The organism is Stenotrophomonas sp. TEPEL (assembly GCF_004348785.1).
GTDB lineage: Bacteria > Pseudomonadota > Gammaproteobacteria > Xanthomonadales > Xanthomonadaceae > Stenotrophomonas > Stenotrophomonas indicatrix.
Map to the genome: position 1 here is coordinate 53,825 of NZ_QQXJ01000001.1, position 22,164 is coordinate 75,988.

15 protein-coding genes are annotated in these 22,164 nt (G+C 67.4%); 9 read left to right on the top strand and 6 right to left on the bottom strand.

All coding sequences use genetic code 11. The annotated features are described in order from the left end of the window. Positions 1 to 301: 301 nt before the first annotated feature. From TEP_RS00225 to hemH, 3 genes are all read right to left on the bottom strand, one after another. Positions 302 to 2,398 carry a methyl-accepting chemotaxis protein gene (locus TEP_RS00225; protein WP_132823578.1) on the bottom strand — a complete coding sequence of 699 codons (2,097 nt, stop codon included), beginning with the start codon at positions 2,396 to 2,398 and terminating at the stop codon, positions 302 to 304. A 290-nt stretch (positions 2,399 to 2,688) separates the two neighbouring features. After that, complete coding sequence (locus tag TEP_RS00230) at positions 2,689 to 3,546, bottom strand: alpha/beta hydrolase (protein WP_132823580.1); 858 nt, start codon at positions 3,544 to 3,546, stop codon at positions 2,689 to 2,691. After that, positions 3,543 to 4,505 carry a ferrochelatase gene (gene hemH / locus TEP_RS00235; RefSeq protein ID WP_033832561.1) on the bottom strand — a complete coding sequence of 321 codons (963 nt, stop codon included), beginning with the start codon at positions 4,503 to 4,505 and terminating at the stop codon, positions 3,543 to 3,545. The genes TEP_RS00230 and hemH overlap by 4 nt, the downstream gene beginning before the upstream one ends. A gap of 166 nt (positions 4,506 to 4,671) precedes the next feature. On the opposite strand from hemH, the gene TEP_RS00240 reads away from it, so the two are divergent. The 4 genes from TEP_RS00240 to tatC all read left to right on the top strand — a co-directional run bounded on the left by TEP_RS00240 (position 4,672) and on the right by tatC (position 7,099). Beyond that, on the top strand, positions 4,672 to 5,562 hold the full coding sequence (locus TEP_RS00240; protein WP_132823582.1) for a YSC84-related protein: 891 nt from the start codon (positions 4,672 to 4,674) through the stop codon (positions 5,560 to 5,562). 74 nt (positions 5,563 to 5,636) lie between these two features. After that, entirely contained in the window at positions 5,637 to 5,864 is a 228-nt protein-coding gene (gene tatA, locus TEP_RS00245; RefSeq protein ID WP_025878762.1) for a Sec-independent protein translocase subunit TatA, read from the top strand. A 15-nt stretch (positions 5,865 to 5,879) separates the two neighbouring features. Then, the gene (gene tatB, locus TEP_RS00250; RefSeq protein ID WP_132823584.1) at positions 5,880 to 6,353 is read left to right on the top strand and encodes a Sec-independent protein translocase protein TatB; all 474 of its coding nucleotides are present in this window, start codon (positions 5,880 to 5,882) and stop codon (positions 6,351 to 6,353) included. Next, positions 6,350 to 7,099 carry a twin-arginine translocase subunit TatC gene (tatC, locus tag TEP_RS00255; RefSeq protein ID WP_025878764.1) on the top strand — a complete coding sequence of 250 codons (750 nt, stop codon included), beginning with the start codon at positions 6,350 to 6,352 and terminating at the stop codon, positions 7,097 to 7,099. Before tatB ends, tatC begins: the two co-directional genes overlap by 4 nt. 90 nt (positions 7,100 to 7,189) lie before the next feature. Here tatC and TEP_RS00260 read toward each other — a convergent pair whose 3' ends face one another. From TEP_RS00260 to TEP_RS00270, 3 genes are read right to left on the bottom strand one after another with little or no spacing between them, the layout of a single operon-like run. Continuing rightward, positions 7,190 to 8,101: a BPSS1780 family membrane protein gene (locus tag TEP_RS00260; protein ID WP_025878765.1), complete on the bottom strand. Its 912-nt coding sequence runs from the start codon at positions 8,099 to 8,101 to the stop codon at positions 7,190 to 7,192. Between the two features lie 51 nt (positions 8,102 to 8,152). Next, positions 8,153 to 8,899, bottom strand: coding sequence for a glutamine amidotransferase (locus TEP_RS00265; RefSeq protein ID WP_132823586.1), 747 nt, complete (start codon positions 8,897 to 8,899; stop codon positions 8,153 to 8,155). Then, positions 8,871 to 10,706, bottom strand: coding sequence for a GspE/PulE family protein (locus TEP_RS00270; RefSeq protein ID WP_132823588.1), 1,836 nt, complete (start codon positions 10,704 to 10,706; stop codon positions 8,871 to 8,873). The genes TEP_RS00265 and TEP_RS00270 overlap by 29 nt, the downstream gene beginning before the upstream one ends. Positions 10,707 to 10,789: 83 nt before the next feature. On the opposite strand from TEP_RS00270, the gene glyQ reads away from it, so the two are divergent. The 5 genes from glyQ to TEP_RS00295 all read left to right on the top strand — a co-directional run bounded on the left by glyQ (position 10,790) and on the right by TEP_RS00295 (position 22,047). Further along, the gene (glyQ, locus tag TEP_RS00275) at positions 10,790 to 11,701 is read left to right on the top strand and encodes a glycine--tRNA ligase subunit alpha (protein ID WP_025878768.1); all 912 of its coding nucleotides are present in this window, start codon (positions 10,790 to 10,792) and stop codon (positions 11,699 to 11,701) included. An 88-nt stretch (positions 11,702 to 11,789) separates the two neighbouring features. Beyond that, positions 11,790 to 13,865 (top strand): glycine--tRNA ligase subunit beta, encoded by a 2,076-nt coding sequence (gene glyS / locus TEP_RS00280; RefSeq protein ID WP_132823590.1) that lies wholly within the window; start codon positions 11,790 to 11,792, stop codon positions 13,863 to 13,865. A 255-nt stretch (positions 13,866 to 14,120) separates the two neighbouring features. After that, positions 14,121 to 15,917, top strand: a complete 1,797-nt coding sequence (locus TEP_RS00285; RefSeq protein WP_132826411.1) for an autotransporter assembly complex family protein — start codon at positions 14,121 to 14,123, stop codon at positions 15,915 to 15,917. After that, the gene (locus tag TEP_RS00290; RefSeq protein ID WP_132823592.1) at positions 15,914 to 19,780 is read left to right on the top strand and encodes a translocation/assembly module TamB domain-containing protein; all 3,867 of its coding nucleotides are present in this window, start codon (positions 15,914 to 15,916) and stop codon (positions 19,778 to 19,780) included. Before TEP_RS00285 ends, TEP_RS00290 begins: the two co-directional genes overlap by 4 nt. A gap of 119 nt (positions 19,781 to 19,899) precedes the next feature. After that, positions 19,900 to 22,047, top strand: coding sequence for a S46 family peptidase (locus TEP_RS00295; protein ID WP_132823594.1), 2,148 nt, complete (start codon positions 19,900 to 19,902; stop codon positions 22,045 to 22,047). Positions 22,048 to 22,164 lie beyond the last annotated feature (117 nt).

Consider the following 22,164-nt stretch of genomic DNA (forward strand, 5'->3'; position numbering starts at 1 on the left):
CACATTCAGCTGCGTGATGTTCATGAGGTTGCCGGCCAGCGGCCGGCACTACCGGAACTCAATACCCACGCGTAGATGCGGCGCCCAGGCGGTGCCGCATTCTTTGGAGCACCGCAGCTGGCGGAGATGCTTCGCCGCAGCGGCAGGTGCTCTGGCCTTCTTACTTATCATCGTGTCGCATGCAGCCTTGAACGGATTGCGTTCGTACCCGTTGAGCCAACGAACACTGCCGCTAACCACGCCCAACAAAAAGGCGGCGCCCTGCGGGCGCCGCCTTTCTTCAAGGGAGCACGCCTGCGGATCAGTCGATCAACGCGGCCTCGCGCCGACGGAACACCGATACCGCCTGGTTCAGTGCACCGGCCTGCGACTGCAGTTCACGTGCCGCCGCAGTGGCTTCTTCCACCAGCGCCGCGTTCTGCTGCGTGGCCTGGTCCATCTGCACCACCGTCTGGTTGATCTGCTCGATACCGGATGACTGCTCCTGTGACGCCGCCGAGATCTCGCGCATCAGGTGGCTTACGTTCTCAACGCCGCCGACGATGCGCTGCATGCGCTGTCCGGCATCGGCCACCAACTGGGCGCCCTCGCCGACCTGACGTCCTGCCTCGTCGATGAGGACCTTGATCTCCTGGGCCGCCGCCGCCGATCGCTGCGCGAGCACACGGACCTCGCTGGCGACGACCGCGAACCCGCGTCCCTGTTCGCCGGCGCGTGCCGCTTCAACCGCTGCGTTGAGCGCGAGGATGTTGGTCTGGAAGGCAATGCCGTCGATCACGCCGGTAATGTCGCCGATCCGCTTCGACGCGCCTTCGATGGCCTGCATGGTGTCGACCACCCGCTGCATGGCGTGGTTGCCATCACTTGCTGCGCCCTGGGTGGAGGCGGCCAGCTCGCTGGCCTGGCGCGCATGCGCTGCGTTCTGGCGCACGGTGGCGGTCAGCTCCTCCATCGAGGCGGCCGTTTCCTGTAGATGAGCGGCCTGTCGCTCGCTGCGCTCGGACAGCGCGCCGTTGCCGGCGGCGATTTCGCTGGCGGCCGTGCTGATGGTGGTGGCGCAGTGCTGGATGTGGCCGACCATGCGCGCCAGCTGGCCGGCGGTGGCGTTGGCATCGCGCTGGATGGCGGCGAACGCGCCGTGGTACTCGCCCTGCATGCGACGGTCGAGATCGCCGCTGGCCATAGCTGAAAGCATCTGCCGCACTTCGTCGACCGTGCTGCCCAGTGTATCCAGCAGCTGGTTGATGCCCCCGGTCAGGCCGTCGAGGAAGCTGGCGCCTTCGCTGGCCTGCAGGCGCTGTTCCAGATCACCCTGCGCGGCGGCATCGACAATCCCGGCGACGGCATTCTCCAGCGTCAGTTCGTGGGTACGGTCATGCCATTCCACCGCAAAACCCAGGCGCGCGCCCTGTGCGTCGAACACCGGGGTGACGACCTGGGCGAAGTGCACCGGCCCGATCCGCACCTTGCCGTTGTGTGTCGCCTGCAGCCCATTGAGGATGCCGCGGATGCGGTCAGGGTTGGCATGGAAGCGATGGATGCTGCTGCCGACCAGCCGCTCGGCGTCGAAATCGGGGAAGGCCTGGCGCAGCGTGGCCTGCTGGTTGCGCAGCAGCGCCACCACCGAGCGGTTGACGTAGCGGATGACGTGATCGTTGTCGGCGATCATCATCGCCGTGCGCGAGGCATCCAGTGCCTGGCGGATCTGCGCGTTCTCGGCATGTGCTTCGGCCTCGCGGCCGCGCTGCGCCTGCACATGGCGTGCGGTATCGGCCAGCGCGTGGGCCAGTGAACCGGGTGCGTAGTTGCGTGCATCGCTGTGTGCGCCGAGGTCCGCGCCGGTGGCAATGTCGCGGGCCAATGCCGCCAAGCGGTGCGGTCCGTGACCCAGCGCTTCGCTCTGTTGGCGCAGGCGCGCGGCGGTCTGGCCCAGCACCAGCGTCAGCACCGCCAGGGCCATGGCATTCAACAGCGGCGGCAGGACGGCCGCCCCATCAAGCAACGGCGCCAGCACCGCACCGACACCCACCGCGCCGGCCAGCCACAACGGCAGGCGGTCACGCTGGATGAGCAGCACGCCCAGCAGCAGCGCGATGGGCAATGCGGCATTCAATCCGCTGATATGACAGAACAAGCTCAACTGCAGTGAAAGCACCACGGCCAGCCCGTTGCGCGCGAGCGCCTGGCCGGCCTGGCGCCAGCCCAGCCAGGCGGCTGGCAGCACCGCGGCGGCAACGGCGCTCGCAGCGGGCACCGACGTGCCACGCACGGCCAGTACAAGGCCGATCGCTGCCAATACGACGCTGCCCAGCAGCAGGCGACGATCGCCTCGCTGGGCCAGCTGTTGCAGATAAGGGACACGGCCCTGGTCGGGCGGGCGGGAGGACGCAATGGACATCGGCAACTCCTGGATCAACGGACGGCAGCGACCCTGCAACGCCCTGCGCGGATGAGCGCAACGACGGCACGGACGGGGAATTCGGGGAATGCGGCGCAGGCAGCGACGCGGAGGACGGACACCGTGGCCACATCCTGTGGATGACGGTGCAGCAGACGGGACATGCGGTCTTCCTTGCAGAACCAGGAACGAGCCGCAGGCACAAAGGGCCTGCGTGCTGTGGACGCAGGGGCCCACTACCGTTCTATCGGCCGCACTGGCGCAGAGTGAAGTGCGCGCGGCCGACGTGGTCAGCTTGCGTTGGCGTTTTCGCTCAGGAACGCATCGATGACGGCGGCAATACGCGCCGGGTGTTCCATGTGCAGGTGATGGTTGCCGGGGAATACCGCCAGGCGGCCATCACGCAGATGCTGCAGGCGCTCGCTGCGCATCGGCTCGGGATAATACGACTGTGCAGGCGTGGCATAGATCACCTGGGTAGGACAAGTGATGGCCTGCAGCAGGTTGTCGATCTGGCCTTCGCTCAGGCGGATCGCGGTGGGCAGCATCAGGCGCGGATCGCTGCACCAGCGATAGCCGCCTTCGACCGGCTCGACACCGCGTTCGACCAGCAGGCGTGCGCAGCCTTCGCTGAGCTGGTTGGTCATCATCCGCGCCCGGATCGGTGCAGCCAGGTCCGGGAACACGCGCAGCTGCTTGCGTGCCAGTGCCCGGCTGGCGTCGACGTGCTCGCGCAGGCGGCTGGCGGTTTCTTCTTCCGGCCCGCGCAGGCCGCCGAGTGCCTCGATGGCGACCAGCCGTTCGATGCGATCACTGACCGCTGCGGTGAGGCTGGCGATGCCGGCACCCATCGAATGGCCGATCAGGGTGAACCGGTCCCAGCCCAGTGCATCGGCGACATCGAGGACATGGGTGATCGCCGCCGGCGTGGTGTACACCGCCCCGAGCGGCAGATGCGCGCTGTGGCCGTGCCCGGGCAGATCGATCGCGACCAGGTCCAGGTGCGGCAGATGCGGCGCAAGCGGTACGAAGCTGGCCGCATTGTCGAGCCAACCGTGCAGGGCCAGCACGCGCGGTCCGTCGCCCGCACGGCGCAGGCCAGCAACGCGGACGCCCGCGACCTGCAGCTCAAACGGCTGCAGGCTCATGCCAGCGAGGCCACGGCCAGCCGAGCCAGGGCGCGGGCGTGTTCCGGTGCGGCGTTGAGGCAGGGTATGTAACGCATCTGTGCGCCGCGCTCGGCCAGTGTTTCGGTAAAGCCCATGGCGACTTCTTCCAGCGTTTCCAGACAGTCGGTGGCAAACCCGGGGCAGACCACGTCGATCTGTTTCACCCCCGCTTCGGCCAGCTCCCACAGGCTGGGCTCGGCGTACGGCTGCAGCCAGCGTTCGCGGCCGAAGCGCGACTGGTAACCCATCTGCCAGTCGTCCGCGCCCAGGCCCAGTGCTGCGGCGATCGCGCGCGCACTGGCCTCGCAGCGCTGCGGATAGGGATCGCCGGCATCGGCAAGGCGCTGCGGAATGCCATGGAAGGAGAACATCAGCTTCTGGCCGCGACCCTGCTGCTGCCAATAGCGCTGGATTGAGCCGGCGACGGCGGCAACCCAGTCCGGATCGATCGAATAGTCCTGCACCAGGCTGACGGTGACCTGTGGGTTCCTGCGCTGCCAGGCATCCACGCGATCCTCGACCGAGGCCGTGGTGGTGGTCGAATACTGCGGATACAGCGGCAACACCACGATGCGGCGCACGCCCTCGGTGGCCAGCCGATCCAGTTCGGTGGTCAGCGCGGGTTCGCCGTAGCGCATCGCGTGGCGTACGCGCAGCGTCGGCAGCAATGCCTGCATCGCCTGCGCCAACTGGCGGGTATGGACCATCAGCGGCGAGCCTTCCGGCAGCCACACCTGGGCGTACTTGGCGGCTGAACGGCTGCTGCGCAGCGGCAGTATCAGACCGCGCAGCAAGGGCTGCCACAGCAGTGCCGGCAGCGAGACCACGCGCCGGTCGGACAGGAATTCGGCCAGATAACGGCGAACGGCGGGAGCCGTCGGCGTCTCGGGCGTGCCTAGGTTGACCGCCAGTACAGCGGTATCGGGTGCGTCGAGCATGGGCGGTATTGTCGCCGATTCCAGCGTCACGTCGGCATGCAGGGTTCGGATGGATGTCATCGACAAGGCCAATATGAGCAGGCAACGCTCATTGGGGATTCATCACAACACTACTAATTTCAGTCACTTGCTATATCTTCCTATGGACTGACTTCTGGAGCCTGCCATGCGTCGCCCGATCCAAGCCCTGCTGATCGCCGCCAGCCTGCTGTCCAGCCAGGCCATGGCCGGGCCGCAGGAAGACCAGCGCGCCCGCAACGCGGTGCGTGTACTGGCTGAAATCCAGGGAATCCCTGAACAGGGCATTCCGGACAAATTGCTCGACGAAGGCCGCGCGGTCATCGTCATTCCCGACACGATCAAGGCCGGCCTGGTGATCGGCGGCCGTCGTGGCCACGGCCTGATGTCGGTGCGCATGCCCAACGGCGCATGGTCCAACCCGGTATTCATCAAGCTCACCGGCGGCAGCATCGGCTTCCAGGCCGGTGTGCAGTCCTCCGACGTGGTGCTGGTGTTCCGCAACGACCGCAGCCTGGACAATCTGGTCAACGGCAAGTTCACCCTTGGCGCCGATGCTGGCGTGGCCGCAGGCCCGGTCGGCCGCAATGCCGCCGCCGCCACCGATGGTCAGCTGAAGGCCGAGATCTGGTCGTGGTCGCGCGCCCGTGGCCTGTTCGCCGGCGTCGCCTTGGACGGTGCGATCCTGCAGATCGACGATGCCGCCAACCTCGACGCGTACGGCAGCAACACCACCCCGCGGATGATCTTCGAGGGCCGCGCGGCTGGCTCGCCGTCAATGGATGTGGTCGCTTTCCGTGATCGTCTGGAAGAGGCCACCTACGCGGCGCGCAACAACCGCAGTGGTGGCAATGACGCACCGCGTCCGGCGGCCGCTGCAGCGCCGGCCCCGCAGCCTGTTCAGGCAGCGCCGGCGGCACCTGCTGAAGCGACCACGGCGCCGTTGCAGGCCGTGCCGCAGACCCCGCCGCCGGCCCAGCAGGGTTTCCAGCCGGTCAACGACGGTGAAATCCGCACTGAAACACTGGGCAACAACTGACTTTCGTCACGCGCGCCGGCTGACAGCCGGTGCGCTATGCTCGGCAATCTGATCACTAACGTAACGAGCGACTCATGGGCAGTTTCAGCATCTGGCATTGGTTGGTCGTGCTCGCCATCGTCCTGCTGGTGTTCGGCACCAAGCGCCTGACCAGTGGTGCCAAGGACCTCGGCTCGGCGGTCAAGGAATTCAAGAAGGGCATGCACGACGACGACAAGCCGAACGCGCAGTTGGGCGACGAGTCGCGCAGCCAGGACGCCTCGCGCACCGCGCAGGACGAGCACGACCGCAAGCCGCGTTGATCCGGAGCGGTTGCGGTGTTTGATATCGGCTTCAGCGAACTGCTGGTGATCGCGGTTGTCGCCCTGGTGGTGCTCGGGCCTGAGCGCCTGCCCAAGGCGGCCCGCTTCGCCGGGCTGTGGGTACGCCGCGCGCGCAATCAATGGGATTCGGTCAAGCAGGAACTGGAACGCGAACTGCAGGCCGAAGACATCAAGCGGCAGATGCAGGACGTGCGCCAGGGCATGCAGGACACCGAGAACCAGCTGCGTGCCAGCGGCGAAGCCATGCGCCGCCAAGCCGAGCAGATGCAACAGCACGGCGACACGCTGGCGCAGCAGGTGCGTGCACCGGCCCCGGCCGAACAGCCCCCCCATCTGGCGGATGCGCCCGAGCCGGGGGTGGCGTCGACTGAAGGTGCGGCCATTGCGCCCGCCACCGCTGACGCTGCGGGCGATGCCGTTGCTGATACCGCGACCGAAACGCCCGCGCGCACGGAGCGCCGGTCATGAGCGAACACGACTTCGGCGAAAGTTCGCTGGTGGAACACCTTGTTGAACTGCGCTCGCGCCTGGTGCGTGCGCTGCTGGGGCTGGGCGTGGTGCTGCTGGGCCTGCTGCCGTTCACCCAGAAGCTCTACAACGCACTGGCCGAGCCGCTGATCTCGCAGTTGCCCAATGGGCAGACGATGATCGCCACCAACCCGGCCGGTGCCTTCTTCGCGCCGTTGAAGCTGACGTTCTTCGTGGCCCTGTTCGTGGCCGTGCCGTGGCTGCTGTACCAGCTGTGGGCCTTCGTCGCGCCGGGCCTGTATGCACGTGAGAAGCGCCTGGCGATGCCGTTGCTGGTCTCCTCGGTGCTGCTGTTCTACACCGGCTGTGCCTTTGCCTATTTCCTGGTGCTGCCGGCGGTCTTCCACTTCCTCACCACCTTCAGCCCGGAAGTGATCGCGATCACGCCGGATGCGAATGCCTACCTGGACTTCGTGCTGGCGATCTTCTTCGCCTTCGGCGGCAGCTTCGAGCTGCCGGTGGCGATGGTGATCCTGGTGCTGCTGGGCTGGATCACGCCGCAGCAGTTCAAGGAAGGACGCGGCTACGCGATCGTCGGCATCTTCGTGCTCGCTGCGATCCTGACGCCGCCGGACGTGGTGTCGCAGCTGATGCTGGCGATCCCGATGTGCCTGCTGTACGAGCTGGGCATCCACGCCGCGCGCTGGCTGGTGCCGTCTTCGGTGGTCAAGAAGCCTGCGGCCTGATCCCCGGTAGCGCCGGGCCATGCCCGGCGTTCGTGNGCCGAGGTGACACCCATCCGCCGGGCACGGCCCGGCGCTGCCGTTGAGCCCCGCTCAAGCGTGGAAGACGTCGTTGGCAGGCGGCGACTGCGGTACCGGCGGTGCGCCGCGGCTGCCGCGATGCACGAACATCTGCTTCCAGGCCGCATAGACCGCGCCGACATACAGCGGCATCAGCACCGTGGTGAACACCAGCTGCGCGATGAAGGCCGCCGCCAGCGGGCCGCCCAGCAGCATGCCGAGCTGGACCACGATCACGAACAGCACATAGACGCAGAACGCGGCGATCAGGCCGAGCACGGTGAACACGGCGGTGGCGCCGATGTTCTCGATGCAGCCCTGCAGGCTCAGGCGCAGCGCGTGCATGCCGCTCTGGCGGTCGAACACCACCAGTGCCGGCTGGGTGAACATCGCCAGGGTCAGCGCCACGGCGGTGCAGAACACCAGCAGCATCCACAGCGCGATGCGCTGCGCGGGCAGGTTGGCGACCAGTTCGGCGGCGGTTTCCGGGCTGATCTGCTGCCCGCTGCGGCCGAGTTCCTGCATCTTGGTCATGGTGTCGCTGAAGGCGGTGAAGCCCTCGCGGCCGATCATCAGGTACAGCAGCGCGCCCAGCAGCAGCACGGCCAGCACCTGGATCGCCAGCGGCACCAGCAGGTGGCTGACACGGCGGTCGCGGATCGGCTGCAGCAGATGGGTGGCCAGGCCGGGACGGCCCTGGTCGATCTCACCCATGGCGTACAGCATGCCGCCGAACATCACCGGTGAAATCACCAGCGTCATCATCTGCAGGGCCAGGCCGGCGGTACCGGGCAGCATCGTTCCCAGCAGGGTGACCACCCAGTTCACCAGCAGCCAGGTCAGGCCGATCCGGGCCAGCTGCAGCGGCGCACGCCGATACAGCGAGAACGTATCCAGCAACCACTGGGCGCCCGCCGAGGCTGGCAGCTTGCGAATCTCTTTCATGGACATCCGGGGAGGGACAGGAGGGGCCGGGCGGTATGCCCGTGCCGCCGATTATCCCTGTTTTGCCACCGGCTGGGCGGAAGACAGCCGGGCCTGGCGGACAAAGCGCCGCAACAGCTGGCGCGCCAGCGGCGCGGCGCTGACCGCGCGCTCGATGCTGCGTGCGCAACCGCCGTGACGGCCGATGCAGTCGGCGCGTGCGCGCACGTAGCCACGCATGTGGTGGGTGGCAAATTCCGGATGGAACTGCACGCCCCAGGCCTGGCGGCCCCAGCGGAAGGCATGGCAGCCATCCAGCGGCGAGCGCGCCAGCACGGCGGCACCTTCGGGCACGCGCAGCACGGTCTGCAGGTGGGTGGCGTGGGCCGCGAAGTGGCTCGGCAGGCCGTGGAACAACGGGTCCTGCGCAGCCTGCGGGTCCAGTGCCAGCTCAATCGTTCCCGATTCGCGCCCGGCGGGGTTGTAAGCCACTTCGCCGCCCAGCGCGTGGGCCAGCAGCTGGTGGCCGTAGCAGATGCCGAACACCGGCACGTCGTCGTGCGCGGTCTGCCGCAGCCAGGCGGCACTGCGTTCGCTCCATTCGGCGTGGTCGGTGACGAAGGCGGCCGAGCCGGTTACCAGCACGCCGGCGAACTGGCGTGGATCGGGCAGGTCGGCGCCGTGCTCGACGTCGACCACGACGGTCTCGTGTTCTTCCAGGCCGGCGGCGACCCGGATCCAGTGCGGAAAGCGCCCGTAGCGGCGCAGCGACGGCACAGGGCGGCCGGTTTCAAGGATCAGGAAGGGCGCTGGATTCATCCGGGGGAGGCAGTACGGACAGGACTTCCTCGATTGTAGTCAGCCCCTGTGCCACCTTTTCAAGCCCGGCCTGGCGCAGGGTTCGCAGTCCTTCAGCACGCGCGGCACGGTTGAAACCGGCCAGATCCATGTCCGCGCGGATCAGCCCGCGCAGGCGCGAGCCCAATGGCAGCAGCTCATACAGCCCGATGCGGCCGAGGAATCCGGTGCGTCGGCACTCCAGGCAACCGACCGGCCGACAGGGCGTGGCGGCATCTGGATATGCAGCTTCGCTATCAGCCAGCACTGCCCAATCGGCCTTGCCGAGCGTGTGCGGCTGCTTGCAGTGCGGGCACAGGGTGCGCACCAGGCGCTGGGCGAGGATGCCGTTGACGGTGGATGACAGCAGGTAATGCGGTACGCCCAGGTCGAGCAGGCGGGTGATGGCCGAGGGCGCGTCGTTGGTGTGCAGGGTGGACAGCACCAGGTGGCCGGTCAGCGAGGCCTGCACGGCCATCTGCGCGGTTTCCAGGTCGCGGATCTCGCCGATCATGATGATGTCCGGGTCCTGCCGCAGCAGGGTGCGCACACCGCTGGCGAAATCCAGGTCGATGTTGGTCTGCACCTGCATCTGGTTGAATTCCGGCGCGATCATCTCGATCGGGTCTTCCACCGTGCATACGTTGACGTCCGGCGTGGCCAGCCGCTTCAGGGTGGAATACAGGGTGGTGGTCTTGCCCGAACCGGTCGGGCCGGTGACCAGCACGATGCCGTGCGGGCGCTCGACCAGGGCGGTCCAGCCGGCCGCTTCCTGCGGGCTGAAGCCGAGCTGGTCGATGCTCTTGAAGGCCGCTTCCGGGTCGAAGATGCGCATCACGCATTTCTCGCCAAAGGCGGTCGGCATGGTCGACAGGCGCATTTCCACTTCACGGCCGCCGGGCGAGCGGGTCTTGATGCGACCATCCTGCGGGCGCCGGCGCTCGGCCAGGTCCATGCGTCCGAGCACCTTGATACGGCTGACCACGGCGGTCATCACCGCCGGCGGCACTTCGAACACCTTGTGCAGCACGCCGTCGATGCGGAAGCGCATGCGGCCCATGTCGCGGCGGGGCTCCAGGTGGATGTCCGAGGCGCGCTGCTCGTAGGCGTACTGCAGCAGCCAGTCGACGATGTGCACGATGTGCTGGTCGTCGGCATTGACGTCGCCGGTGCGGCCCAGTTCCACCAGCTGCTCGAAGCTGGGCAGGGTGGTGTTGGCCTCACCCCGCACGTCGCCACGGGCACCGCGCACCGAGCGGGTGACGCCGAAGAACTCCATGGTGTAGCGGTGCAGGTCCAGCGGGTTGACCACGGCAAGCTCGATGCGGCGGCGGGTCAGGTGCTGGAGGTCGCGCAGCCATTCCTGTGCCAGCGGCTCGCTGGTGGCCACCAGCACGCGCTCGCCATCCACCGCCAGCGGCAGGAAGCGATGGCGGCGCGCGTAGGCGTGCGAGGCCACGGCGGTGACCGCGGCGACGTCGACCCGGGTCGGATCGATGCGCAGGTAGCGGCTGCCGGTACGCTGGGCCAGCCACTCGGTGAGGCGTTCCAGATTGAGGTCGCCGCCGTCGCTGGCGGCCAGCTTGAGGTTGGACAGCAGCACCAGTGGATGCACTTCACTGGCGTTGCGGGCGCCCTGTGCGGAAAAACGGATGCGCTCGCGCTCGTGCGCCGCCACCACGCCGTCGGCCAGCAGGGCCGCCGCAACCTGTTCGAACTGCAGGCGACCGGGCGGCAACGGTGCCGCGCCAGGCTCGCCGGGCGTGCCCGTGGGCAGCCGATGTTCCATCCACCTGCTCCTTCCGGGTACGGAATGCCCCGCAGGTCGGCCGTTATACTAGCGCACCCCTTTGCCGGCCAAGACTCGTCCGCATGTCCGCGACCCCGACCGTTCCGATCACCTTCCAGGGCCTGATCCAGACCCTGAACCAGTTCTGGGCCCAGCAGGGCTGCGTGCTCATCCAGCCGCTCGACCTGGAGGTGGGCGCCGGTACCTTCCACCCGGCCACCTTCCTGCGTGCGATCGGTCCGGAAACCTGGAACGCGGCGTACGTGCAGCCGTCGCGGCGCCCGACCGATGGCCGCTACGGCGAGAACCCGAACCGCCTGCAGCGCTACTACCAGTACCAGGTGGCGATGAAGCCGGCACCGGACAACATCCAGCAGCTGTACCTGGATTCGCTGAAGGCGGTGGGCATCGATCCGCTGGTGCACGACCTGCGTTTTGTCGAGGACAACTGGGAATCGCCGACCCTGGGCGCCTGGGGCCTGGGCTGGGAAGTCTGGCTCAACGGCATGGAGGTGACCCAGTTCACCTACTTCCAGCAGGCCGGTGGCCTGGAGTGCCGGCCGGTGCTGGGCGAGATCACCTACGGTCTCGAGCGCCTGTGCATGTACCTGCAGAACTGCGACAACGTCTACGACCTGGTCTGGACCTACGGCCCGGATGGGCAGCCGGTGACCTACGGCGACGTCTACCACCAGAACGAGGTGGAGCAGAGCACCTACAACTTCGAATACGCCGACGTGGAAGAAATGTTCCACCGCTTCGATGCCTGCGAGCGCGAAGCGCAGAAGCTGGTGGAAGTGAACCTGCCGCTGCCGGCCTACGAACAGGTGATGAAGGCCAGCCACACCTTCAACCTGCTCGATGCGCGCCGTGCGATCAGCGTGACCGAACGCCAGCGCTACATCCTGCGCGTGCGCGCGCTGGCCCAGGCGGTGGCCAAGGCCTACTACGAGCAGCGCGAGAAGCTGGGCTTCCCGGGCGCGAAGAAGGCCTGACGGCCCGTTCTCCCATCACGCGTTTCACCTACTACCCCAGGGGCGCCGGCCGCGTCGCGCGCTGCGCCCCCACCACAGGATCGAACCGATGAGCCACTTGTCTCCCCTGCTGATTGAACTGGGCACCGAAGAGCTGCCGGTCAAGGCACTGCCGGGCCTGGCCCAGGCCTTCTTCGACGGTGTTGTCGACGGCCTGCGCAAGCGCGGCGTGGAACTGGAGCTGGGCGATGCACGCCCGCTGTCGACCCCGCGCCGCCTGGCCGTGCTGCTGCCGGGCGTTGGCCTGGAGCAGCCGGAACAGCACAGCGAAGTGCTGGGCCCGTACCTGAACATCGCGCTGGACGCCGAAGGCCAGCCGACCAAGGCGCTGCAGGGGTTCGCGGCCAAGGCCGGGATCGACTGGACCGCGCTGGAAAAGACCACCGACAACAAGGGTGAGCGCTTCGTACACCGTGCGGTGACCCCGGGCGCGCGCACCGCTGCGCTGCTGCCGGAGATCCTGCGCGAGGCCATCGCCGGCATGCCCATTCCCAAGCCGATGCGCTGGGGCGACCACAGCTGGGGCTTCGCGCGCCCGGTGCACTGGCTGGTGCTGCTGCACGGCGGTGACGTGGTCGAGGCCGAACTGTTCGGCCTGAAGGCCGACCGCATGAGCCGCGGCCACCGCTTCCTGCACGACAAGACCGTGTGGCTGACCCAGCCGCAGGACTATGTGGAATCGCTGCGCGCCGCGTTCGTGCTGGTTGACCCGGTAGAGCGTCGCCAGCGCATCGTCGCCGAGGTGGAAGCCGCTGCAGCCACCGCCGGTGGCAGCGCACGCATCACCGAAGACAACCTGGAGCAGGTGGTGAACCTGGTCGAGTGGCCGTCGGCGGTGCTGTGCAGCTTCGAACGCGCGTTCCTGGCGGTGCCGCAGGAAGCGCTGATCGAGACGATGGAGATCAACCAGAAGTTCTTCCCGGTGCTGGATGACGGCGGCACGCTGACCGAGAAGTTCATCGGCATCGCCAACATCGAGTCCAGGGACGTGGCCGAAGTGGCCAAGGGCTACGAGCGCGTCATCCGCCCGCGCTTCGCCGATGCCAAGTTCTTCTTCGACGAAGACCTGAAGCAGGGCCTGCAGGCGATGGGCGAGGGCCTGAAGACGGTGACCTACCAGGCCAAGCTGGGCAGCGTGGCCGACAAGGTCGCGCGCGTGGTGGCGCTGGCCGAGGTGATCGCGCCGCAGGTCGGCGCCGATCCGCTGCTGGCCAAGCGAGCCGCGCAGCTGGCCAAGAACGACCTGCAGTCGCGCATGGTCAACGAATTCCCGGAACTGCAGGGCATCGCCGGCCGCCACTACGCGGTGGCCGGTGGCGAATCGCCGGAGGTGGCGCTGGCCATCGACGAGGCCTACCAGCCGCGCTTCGGTGGTGATGACATCGCGCTGTCGCCGCTGGGCAAGGTGCTGGCGATCGCCGAGCGCGTGGACACCCTGGCCGGCGGTTTCGCCGCAGGCCTGAAGCCGACCGGCAACAAGGACCCGTTCGCCCTGCGCCGCAACGCGCTGGGCCTGGCCCGCACGATCATCGAGAGCGGCTTCGAGCTGGACCTGCGCGCGCTGCTGGCCAGCGCCAACGCCGGGCTGGCCGCGCGCAACGTGCAGGCCGACGTGGCCGAGCTGTACGACTTCATCCTCGACCGCCTGAAGGGCTATTACAGCGACAAGGGCGTGCCGGCCAGCCACTTCAACGCGGTGGCCGAGCTGAAGCCGGCCTCGCTGTACGACTTCGACCGCCGCCTGGATGCGATCGGAACCTTCGCGGCGCTGCCGGAAGCCGAGGCACTGGCCGCGGCCAACAAGCGCATCCGCAACATCCTGCGCAAGGCCGACGGCGATGTTCCGGGCCAGATCGATGCGGCCCTGCTGCAGGAAGATGCCGAGCGCGCGCTGGCCGAAGCTGTGACTGCCGCCATCGACGATACCGGCGCCAGCCTGCACCAGAAGGACTATGTGGCCGTGCTGGCGCGCCTGGCCCGCCTGCGTCCGCAGGTCGATGCGTTCTTCGACGGGGTGATGGTCAATGCCGAGGATCCGGCACTGCGCGGCAACCGCCTGGCGCTGCTGACGATGCTGGGCGAGCGCCTGGGCAAGGTCGCGGCGATCGAGCACCTGTCCAGCTGATCGCCCACGATGGGGAGCGCCGGGCCACGCCCGGCGGTTTTTCTGCAGGCCACGCTGCGCGCTCGCCATGAATCAGACCGCATCCACGCATGGCGTGGATCTACTGGGTAGTGCCGGCCGCTGGCCGGCAGCGACGCGATGCCGATATTTCCGCATGTGGCCGCGATGATCGCCACAAACGCGCGTATTTTGACCGCCACTTAACAACCGATCCGGATTGGCGTGATGCATTTCGCATCGTCACCTCCGGTCGGTATGCTGTGCCGCATGCAGCCAACGAAATACGCCCTGCCGCTGATGGTCCTCTCGCTTTGCGCCACCTCCGTGGCCCATGCGCGCGGCACCATCGACAAGGTGGACATCAAGGGATTGGACAAGGGCGACGACGCCGCGATCATCGAGAACATCCAGGAATCGCTGACGCTGTTCGACACGATCGGCAAGGAGCAGGGCGAGTCGCGCCTGGAATACCTGCTGTCGCAGGCCGAGAGGCAGACCCGCCAGGCGCTGGAACCGTTCGGGTACTACAACCCGGTGATCAAGGTCGAGGCGCCACGCCAGGACGAGCACGTCACCGTGCTGATCCATGTCGACAAGGGCCCGCCGGTGCTGGTGCGCCGCGAGCATATCGACATCACCGGTCCTGCGATGTACGACCAGTACCTGCAGGACGACCTGGCCGCGTTCAAGCCGCGCAAGGGCCAGCGCTTCGAACACAGCCAGTACGAAGCCAGCAAGATCACCGTGACCCGGCGCTTGGCCGAGCGCGGCTACTTCGACGCCGACTACACCCAGCGCCAGGTGCAGATCACCCGCGCGGACAACGCTGCCGACATCGACCTGACCTGGGACAGCGGCCGCCGCTACAACATGGGCCCGGTGACCTTCGAGCAGAACTATTTCGACGACAAGCTGTTCGATCCGCTGGTGTACTGGGACCAGGGCAGCTACTTCCACGAAGGCAAGCTGGACCGCCTGCGCGAGTCGCTGACCAAGCTCGATTACTTCAGCGTGATCGACATCCAGCCGCGCCCGGACCAGGCCGATGAAAACGGCGAGGTACCGGTCGATGTGAAGCTGACGCGGGCCAAGCGCAGCATCTATTCCTACGGCCTGAGCTACGGCAGCGAAAGTGGCGCCGGTGTGCGTGGTGGCCTTGAACGGCGCTACCTGAACAGCCGCGGCCACAAGATGAACACCCAGCTGGACTATGCGCAGAAGCGCAAGAGCCTGATCACCAGCTACCGCATCCCGGCGTTCAACTGGCTGGATGGTTGGTACACCTTCGCCGCCAGTGCCTATGACGAACAGACCGACTACATCGATCTGCGCAACTTCAAGCTGATCGCCAGCCGCAGCGGCGAGATCAACGAGAACTGGACCGCCATCGCCTCGATCAACGCGCTGCGCGAGCGCTGGCGCTATGCCTCGGGCACCGAGTTCACCGATGCGGTCTACAACACGTCCACGCTGGTCTACCCGCAGATCGTGGCCGACTACGTGAAGGTGGACGACGAGCTGTTCCCGCGCAGCGGCATCAGTGGCACCGCGACGGTGCGTGCCGGTGTCGAAGGCGCCGGTTCGGACACCAGCTTCGTGCAGGCCAATGCCGTGCTGCGCTGGTACATCCCGATGGGGCCGACCAATCGCCTGATCCTGCGCGGCGAAGGCGGCACCACCTGGACCAGCGACCTGGTGGCGATGCCGCCCAGCCTGCGCTACTTCGCCGGTGGCGACCGCAGCATCCGCGGCTATGCCTACCGTGAGGTCGGCCCGCGCACGCCGAAACCGGACAAGTACGCGCTTGGTGCCAAGCACCTGGTGGTCGGCTCGGCCGAGTACGAGCATTACTTCAATGGCGGTCCGTGGGGTGCGGCGGTCTTCGTCGATACCGGCAGTGCCTTCGATACCAACATCGATCTGCATACCGGCGTCGGCTTCGGCGTGCGCTGGAAATCGCCGGTGGGCCCGGTGCGGGTGGATATCGCGCACGGCCTGAACAACCCTGATTCGCAGTTCCAGCTGTACCTCAACATCGGAGCGGACCTGTGAGCACGCCCGCACCGACTCCCTCGCCGGACACGCCGCCGCGGCGCGTGCGCTTCTACCGTCGTCGCCGCTTCTGGGCATGGTCCGGCGCGGGCGTGGTCGGCCTGGTGCTGGTCGCCCTGCTGGCCGTGTACTGGTTGCTGCAGACCGTGGCCGGCCGCGATGTGCTGCTGGCCCAGGTGGTGGCGCGCCTGCCGGTGGGTGCCAGCTTCACCTGGGACAAGGTCGATGGCCCGGTGGCCGGACCACTGACCCTGTACAACGTCGACTTCCGCTACGACGACATCCATTTCCACGCCGAGCGCGCGCACCTGGAGCCGGACCTGCGCCCGCTGCTGGGCCGCAAGCTGCTGCTGGACAAGCTGGAGCTGACCAACGCCACGCTCAACCTGGCCAAGAGCGATGAGCCGTTCAAGCTGCCGTCGTGGCCCGATTCGCTGCCGCAGATCGAAATGCCGCTGGCGATCCAGGCCGATGTGATCACCATCGACGGTTTCCGCATCAGCCAGGCAAACGAGCCGGTGATCGACATCAGCCGCGTGCGCGGTGGCATCGAGATCGCCAATGGCGAGTTCCAGGCGCGCAAGCTGGTGGTGGACAGCGACATGGGCAATTTCACTGCCCAGGGCCGCTACATCCCGGCCAAGGACTACGACACCGACATCACCGTCACCGCGGTGCTGCCGGCACCGCGCGGGCGTACCGCGGCCACGGTCGGCCTGGTCGCGCGCGGTGACCTGGCGCATATGGAAGTGGCGCTGGCCGGCCGCGCACCGAAGCCGCTGCACGCGATGCTGGTGTTCGATGGCCGCACCGATCCGACCTGGAACGCGACCGTACGCAGCGACGAGCTGGACCTGGCGCTGTTGTCGCCGGCATTGGCCAGCTCGGCCATCGCGCCGCTGGCATTGGACTTCACCGCCTCCGGCAAGGGCGGCAACGCCAACCTGCATGGCCGGGTGAAGCAGGGTGAGCAGGAACTGGAGCTGGCGCCCTCGGTGGTTTCGCTGCAGGACCAGGTGCTGAAGGTCTCGCCGCTGGTGGTCAAGGGCCTGGGCGGCGAAGCACGCCTGGAAGGTACCGCCGATTTCAGCCAGGAAGACCAGCAGAAGCTGAACTTCTCGGTGATCGCGCAGGACCTGACCTGGGTGCCGGCACCGGACCCGAACACCGCCGGCAGTTCGCCGGTGCCGGTGACGCTGAAGGAAGCGCGCTTCGGCCTGGCCGGTACCTTGAAGGCGTGGGCAGCGATCGGCCGCGCAGATGTCGAGCGCGAAAAGCAGAAGGCGCAGCTGCGCTTCGATGTGCGTGGCAACGATCAGGCTGCGGAGATCCGCGAACTGCAGGCGCAGACCCCGGGTGGCCAGCTGCAGGTGGAAGGCAAAGTGGCCTGGGCACCGCAGCTGGACTGGGATGCCAAGGCCACGCTGAAGGATTTCGACCCGGGTTACTTCGCACCGGGCTGGGATGGCCGTCTGTCCGGCAATCTCGCGTCCAAGGGACGTCAGTTGCCGCCGCCGGCCAACGCGCCGCCGGGCACTGCGGGCACGCTGGAGGCCACGGTGGACCTGCCGTCGCTGAAGGGCATCCTGCGCCAGCGCAATGTGGATGCCCAAGGCAAGTTCGCCCTGCAGGGTGAACAGGGCCAGGGTGAATTGAAACTGGCCGTCGGCAGCAGCCGGGTGACCGCCTCGGGCAAGGTCGGCGACCGCCTGGACATCGATGCGCGCTTCGAGCCGTTGCAGCTGAGCGATCTGCTGCCCGGCGCCGATGGTGGCCTGCGTGGCCAGGTGCAGGTGAAAGGCCCGCGCGATGCACCAGACATCACTGCAGATCTGGTCGGCAACAATCTCAACTGGGACGGCTATGGCGCTGAAAGCCTGAGCATCAAGGGCCGCCTGCCGTGGCGTGGCGACAGTGGCACGCTGGCGATACAGGGCCAGCAGGTCAATGCCGGCATGCTGCTGGAACGCTTGAACATCGATGCACAGGGCAGCGTCTCCAACCTGCGCCTGGCCGCACAGACCCGCAACGAACTGGGCGCGATCGACTTGCAGGGCAGCGTGCGCCAACAGGGCGAACAATGGCGTGGCGAACTGGCCGCGCTGCGCATCGCACCGGTGAAGGGCGATGCGTGGGCACTGCGTGCGCCTGCGGCATTCGCCATCAACGGCAGCAACTACACACTGGGCGAAACCTGCCTGGGTGCTGCGACCGGTGGCGCCCTGTGCGCACATGCCAACTGGCCGCGCGAAGGCCTGGTGGTGCGCGGCGATGCGTTGCCGTTGGCGCTGGTGCAGCCGTGGTTGCCGCCACAGTCCGGCCGGCGCATCTACCTGCGTGGCGAACTCAACCTGGACGCGCAGATCCGTCCGCGTGGCAACGCATGGGAAGGTCATGTGGAAGTGCGTTCGGCCGAAGGTGGCGTACGCCTGGGCGAGAACCGCAACACCGGCGTCGGCGATGCCAACCGTGGCGAGCTGGTGCGTTATGACCAGTTCTCGCTGAAGCTGGACATGACCCCGGCCAGCATCAAGGGCTACCTGGGCATGGGCTTCCAGGGCAACGGCTTCGTTGATGCGAAGATGCAGACCGGTTGGGAACCGAGTGCGCCGCTCAACGGCGAGCTCTACCTCAACATGTCGCGCCTGTACTGGCTGGAACTGTTCTCGCCGGATGTGGTGCGCCCGACCGGGCTGATTGAAGGCCACGTGAGCCTGCGTGGCACGCGCGGCCAACCCTCGCTGGGCGGTGATGCACAGCTGAGCAACTTCAAGGGCGAGTTCCCGGCGCTGGGCCTGACCTTCGACCAGGGCAAGGGCAGCTTCGTCGCCCAGCCCGATGGGTCGGCCAAGATCACCGCACAGGCCAATTCGGGCAAGGGCACGCTGTATGTCGACGGCGGCCTGTCCTGGTTCGGCGATGCACAGCCGCTGCAGCTGAAGATCCACGGCGAGAATGTGCTGCTGTCCAACACCAGCGAGCTGCGCATCATCGCCAATCCCAACCTGGACTTCACCCTGGCCAAGGCCGCGATGGAGCTGCGCGGAACGGTGCACGTGCCCGAGGCCGACATCGATCTGGAGCGCCTGGACCGTGGCACCTCGGTGTCCGAGGACGTGGTGGTGCTGGACCCGGCCGATCCGGAAGAGTCGCGCACCTCGCCGCTGGACATGGAGCTGGCCGTCAGCCTGGGCGACAAGGTCAAGATGAGCGGCTTCGGCCTGAAGGGCGCGCTGACCGGCAAGATGCAGGTCTGGGCCAAGCCCGGCCGCGAGATGACCGCCAACGGTGGCCTGGAAGTCAGTGGCCGCTACAAGGCCTATGGCCAGGACCTGACCATCACCCGCGGCAACCTCAACTGGAACTACAACGCGGTGTCCGACCCGCGCATCAACATCCGCGCCGAGCGCCGGATCGGTGATGTCACTGCCGGCATCGACGTGACCGGGCGCGCGCAGCAGCCACGCGCCGATGTCTGGTCCGACCCGGCCATGTCGCAGTCCGAAGCACTGGGTTACCTGGTGCTGGGGCGCAGCCTGACCGGTGCCAGCAGCGACCAGACCCAGCAGGTGAACGCCGCATCGGCCGCGCTGTCGGCCGGCAGTGGGCTGCTGGCTTCGCAGCTGGGTGCCAAGCTGGGCCTGGACGATGCCGGCGTCAGCCAGTCGCGCGCGCTGGGCGGCTCGGTGATCGGTGTGGGCAAGTACATTTCGCCCAAGCTGTACGTGGGCTACGGCGTGTCGCTGGTGGGTGCCGGTTCGGTGATCACCCTGAAGTACCTGCTGCGCCGCGGCTTCGACGTGGAAGTGGAATCGAGCACGGTGGAAAACCGTGGCTCGTTGAACTGGCGGCGGGAAAAATAACGATGTGGTCGTGCCGGCCGCTGGCCGGTCCTACCGTACGCATACCCAACCATCGGCCGTTGCCCCATCCGGCCCCAGCGGCTATGGTCCCGGGCTGTTCTGTCGTACCGGATTGCCTCATGTCGCCACGCAAAGCCCTCCCCACCGCCCTGGCCCTGGGCCTGACCCTCGCCGCTGGCGCCCACGCCGATGAAGGCATGTGGATGCCGACGCAGCTGCCGGAGCTGGCCAAGCCGCTGCAGGCGGCTGGCTTCAAGGGCAACCCGGCCGATCTGGCCAACGTGACCGCGCCGCCGCTGAGTGCGGTCGTGCGTGCCGGCGGTGGCACCGGCGCGTTCGTGTCGGCCGATGGCCTGCTGCTGACCAACCACCACGTGGCGATGGGCGTGATCCAGTACAACAGCTCGCCCGAGCACAACTTCATCAACGATGGCTTCATCGCCAAGGGTCGCGCCGACGAGCGTCCGGCCAATCCGGACTTCCGCGTGCTGGTGACCGTCGGCTTCGACAAGGTGACCGACCAGGTGCTGGCACAGGCCAAGGGCAAGACCGGCCGCGCGTACTTCGACGCGGTGGATGCAGCCAGCAAGCAGATCGTGGCCGAGTGCGAGAAGGACGGCAGCGTGCGCTGCTCGGTGGCCAACATGTATTACGGCACCGACTTCTACCGCATCGCCCAGCTTGAGCTGAGCGACGTGCGCCTGGTCTATGCGCCGCCGCGCGCGATCGGCAACTACGGCGATGAGATCGACAACTTCATGTGGCCGCGCCACACCGGCGACTTCACCCTGCTGCGTGCCTATGTGGGCAAGGACGGCAAGCCGGCCGCCTACAGCAAGGACAACGTGCCCTACCAGGCCCCGGCGCACCTGCAGATGTCGGTGGAAGGTCCGAAGGAAGGCGACTACGCGATGCTGGCCGGTTACCCGGGCATCACCTACCGCCATCGCACCGCCGCCGAATTCGCTGGCCAGATCGATACCGTGCTGCCGCGCCGGGTGTCGGTGTTCCAGCAGATGATCGACACCATCGAAGCGGCCAGTGCCAAGGATGCGCAGGCACGTACCCGTTATGCCTCACAGCTGCAGTCGCTGAAGAACAACCGCAAGCGCGCTGCCGGTGAGCTGGAAGGGCTGCTGCGCAGCGATGCCAAGGCCCAGCGTGCGGCCGACGAGCAGGCGATGCTGGCCGCCACCGACCGCAAGTACCAGGGCGACATCAAGGCGCTGCTGGCCAACCTGTCGCAGGGCGCGGCGGTGGGTGAGCGCGACCTGCTGCTGGAGCAGATGGCCGCCCAGAGCCAGCTGCTGCGCTCGGCGCTGCTGCTGGAACGCCTGCGCATTGAATCGGCCAAGCCGGATGCGCAGCGCGAGACCGGCTACCAGCAGCGCGACCAGGCGATGATCGAGGGCGTGCTGAAGCAGGTGCAGCGCCGCTACGCGCCGGAAGTCGAGAAGGCGCTGCTGACCACCCTGCTGACCCGCTACCAGCAGCTGCCGGACGCGCAGCGCGTGGCCGAGTTCGACACGGCCTTCGGGCGTACCCCGCAGCAGCTGGCCAAGGCACTGGACACCCTGTATGCAGGCACCCAGTTGGGTGACGAAGCGCAGCGCCTGTCCCGCTTCGCCGCTGCCCGCGAAGGCAAGGCGCTGGCCGCCGATCCGCTGATTGCCGTGGCCGGCCCGCTGGTGGCCGCGCAGCTGCGCATCGAAAACGAGAGCAAGACCCGCGAAGGCGAACAGCTGCGCCTGCGCCCGGCCTACATGCAGGCTTTGTTCGCCTGGCGTGCCAAGCAGGGCAGAGCGGTATACCCGGATGCCAACCGCACCCTGCGTATCAGCTACGGCAAGGTCGAGGCGCTGCACCCGCGTGATGGTGTGACCTATTCGCCGGTGACCACCGTGGCCGGCATCGTCGAAAAGAACACCAACGCCTATCCGTTCGATGCCCCCAAGCCGCTGCTGGCTGCGATTGCCAAGGGCGACTTCGGCAGCACCGCCGACCCCGCGCTGAAGACCCAGACGGTCAACTTCCTGACCAACCTGGACACCACCGGCGGCAACTCCGGCTCGCCGGTGCTCAACGCCAAGGGCGAACTGATCGGCCTGAACTTCGACAGCAACTGGGAGTCGGTCAGTGCCAGCTGGTGGTTCGACCCCCGCTACAAGCGCGCCGTGCACGTGGACATGCGCTACCTGCGCTGGCTGCTGGCCAAGGTCTACCCGGCACCTGAACTGCTGAAGGAAATGGGCGTTCCGGCGGAATAACGCCGGTTCCCGGTAGGTCCCGACCGTTTCCTGGTGGGTACCCACCTTTCCCTCTGGTGGGTGCCCACCGTTGGTGGGCACGGACGCCTCTGTCACGACCAACGGTCGTGACCCACC